Here is a 2,422-nt window from a genome sequence, read left to right on the forward strand (position 1 = left end):
ATATAAATGAGATATCACCTAAATGCTCAATTACTTTGTTGGTAGAAATACAAACCATAAATTGTCTACCAAAGTATTATTCTCTGTTATATATGATAAAAGCTTAAACGTATTCAAGGAAACTCTTGAGTACTTTTTTTATTTCTTACAAGTAGGGTTCGAATTTTATACTGTCAGTCAAAAGTATGATGCTTCTGTTATTTATATGTAGAGCTTATACATGATAAGATGAATATAACAGGTAGGTTAGATGGAGGAGTTATAATGCAATCGAAGGAACTTTCCAATATAGAGCTGTTGAAAGAAATAGCAGAGCTAATCAACGAAGAAACAGATATGGAACAAATGCTACAGGGAGCGCTTCGTAAGCTTTTAGAGGGAACTATTTTTGAGACTGGATGGATTTTTTTCATTAATGAAAAAGGGAAGCAGGAGCTAATTGCGCATGAAAACCTTCCCAAGTCACTTGAAAAAAATGATTGCCGACACCTGCAAAAGGGTGGCTGTTGGTGCGTGTCTCGATATAGAAATGGAGAATTACAAAAGGCTTCTAACATAATAGAATGTCAGCGAATAGAAAATGCTCATAAAAAAGATGTAAATGAAGAGGGAATCACACATCATGCAACAGTACCTTTACAGTCTGGGCAGGAACGCTTTGGTTTGTTAAATGTAGCTACAGCGAATACTGTCCGTTTTGAGGAAGGTGAGTTAGCCTTATTAGAATCTGTTGCATTTCAAATTGGATCAGCGATTAAAAGAATATTATTGACTAAGCAAGAGCAACAGGTGGCGCTTGTTCAAGAAAGGAATAGACTTGCTCGAGATTTGCATGACTCGGTAAATCAGTTGCTTTTTTCAGTTACCTTGACTGCTCGAGGTGGCGTTGAAATGACAGACCAAGTCGAAGTAAAGGATACCTTTAAAGAGATTCAATATTTAACTCAGGAAGCACTAACCGAGATGAGAGCACTTATTTGGCAACTGCGTCCAAAGGGTCTAGAAACCGGAATTATAGAAGGGTTAAAGGGCTATGGAGATATTTTAGGACTATCTCTAAGTATAAAGGTAAAGGGAGTTATCCAACTTCCGGCAAAGGTAGAAGAGACCTTGTTCCGCATAACCCAAGAGGCACTAAACAATATCCGTAAACATTCTGGAGTAGTTAAGGCAGAAATCTATATGACAGTCACAACAACCGATGTGCTTTTAGTTGTCAAAGATGAGGGCTGTGGTTTTCACATGAAGGATTTAAAATCACTTCCTTCAATAGGCCTGCAAAGCATGAAGGATCGGGCAAACTCGATTGGTGGTACAGTGGACTGGGTGACAGAAGTCAATAAAGGGACAGAGATATTAGTAAGATTACCTTACTAGGGGGGATTGAAATGATAAGAGTATTAATAGCTGATGATCACCATGTTGTCCGCAGAGGTTTAATGTTTTTTTTGAAAACACAGAAGGATATGGATATCGTCGGAGAAGCAACTAATGGAAAAGAAGCTGTTGAATTGACAGAGGCTTTAAAGCCAGACATTATTTTAATGGATTTAGTTATGCCAGAGATGGATGGAATACAAGCAACCAAAAGAATAAAAGCAGAATTTCCTGATATACAAATACTGATGCTAACAAGCTTCTCGGATCGGGATCATGTAATCCCAGCTTTAAAGGCAGGAGCAGCAGGGTATCAGCTAAAGGATATCGAGCCAGATGACTTAGCCGACTGTATAAGAAAAATTATGCGTGGAGAAAACACCATCCACCCTGAGGCAACTAGTCAGATGGAAAGAGAAAACGAGCCGAAAGAAGTGCTTCCACATGAGGAATATCCATTAACCCCTAGGGAGCAGGATGTACTGGCAGAGCTCACAAAAGGCAAAAGTAACAGAGAGATAGCATCCTCTTTATTTGTCACAGAAAAGACCGTAAAAACTCATATTTCGAACATATTCGGTAAGCTACACGTCCAGGATCGAACTCAAGCTGCACTTTACGCAGTAAAGCATGGTTTAACCGAATCGAGTGGTCAATAGAATATCCATTAACATTTTTATAAAAATAGAAGAAGGAGTACTTTCATTTTCGTACTCCTTTTTAAAATAACAATAAATTTATTTGGCTATGTTAAAGGGAAAGGTTGATTTTAAATACACATAATAAATGAGCTAGGATATTTTCTCCTTGCTCATTTTACGTTATTATTATTTTTGACTAAAGCACCTGTTACTTTAATTGGCCACTTTTTTTCATTTCTTCTAAAAAGTCAGGGTCAACCCATACTTCTTCTATCTCGTATCCATCCAAATATTCAACCGAATTATCAGGTTTAATCATATTTAGAAAATCCACGAAACTATTAGCAATGGGAAGAAGATATTTATAACCTATATCTTCATTTAGTAATTCAATATCATGGTCC

General features: G+C 37.1%; 2 protein-coding genes and 1 pseudogene. 2 read left to right on the forward strand and 1 reads right to left on the reverse strand.

The window, feature by feature from the left end; all coding sequences use genetic code 11:
• Positions 1-264 precede the first annotated feature (264 nt).
• Entirely contained in the window at positions 265-1,377 is a 1,113-nt protein-coding gene (locus AC06OU_RS12330; RefSeq protein ID WP_251556689.1) for a GAF domain-containing sensor histidine kinase, read from the forward strand.
• Positions 1,378-1,388: 11 nt separating this feature from the next.
• Positions 1,389-2,036: a response regulator gene (locus AC06OU_RS12335; RefSeq protein WP_475856115.1), complete on the forward strand. Its 648-nt coding sequence runs from the start codon at positions 1,389-1,391 to the stop codon at positions 2,034-2,036.
• Positions 2,037-2,226: 190 nt separating this feature from the next.
• On the opposite strand, the pseudogene AC06OU_RS12340 reads toward AC06OU_RS12335, so the two are convergent.
• Positions 2,227-2,422: pseudogene (locus AC06OU_RS12340) on the reverse strand (SMI1/KNR4 family protein); the annotation flags it as partial.

The organism is Psychrobacillus sp. (genome assembly GCF_056205495.1).

Coding starts and splice junctions, on each gene's coding strand:
- AC06OU_RS12330 (WP_251556689.1), top strand. CDS start 265: ATGCAATCGAAGGAACTTTCCAATATAGAGCTGTTGAAAGAAATAGCA.
- AC06OU_RS12335 (WP_475856115.1), top strand. CDS start 1,389: ATGATAAGAGTATTAATAGCTGATGATCACCATGTTGTCCGCAGAGGT.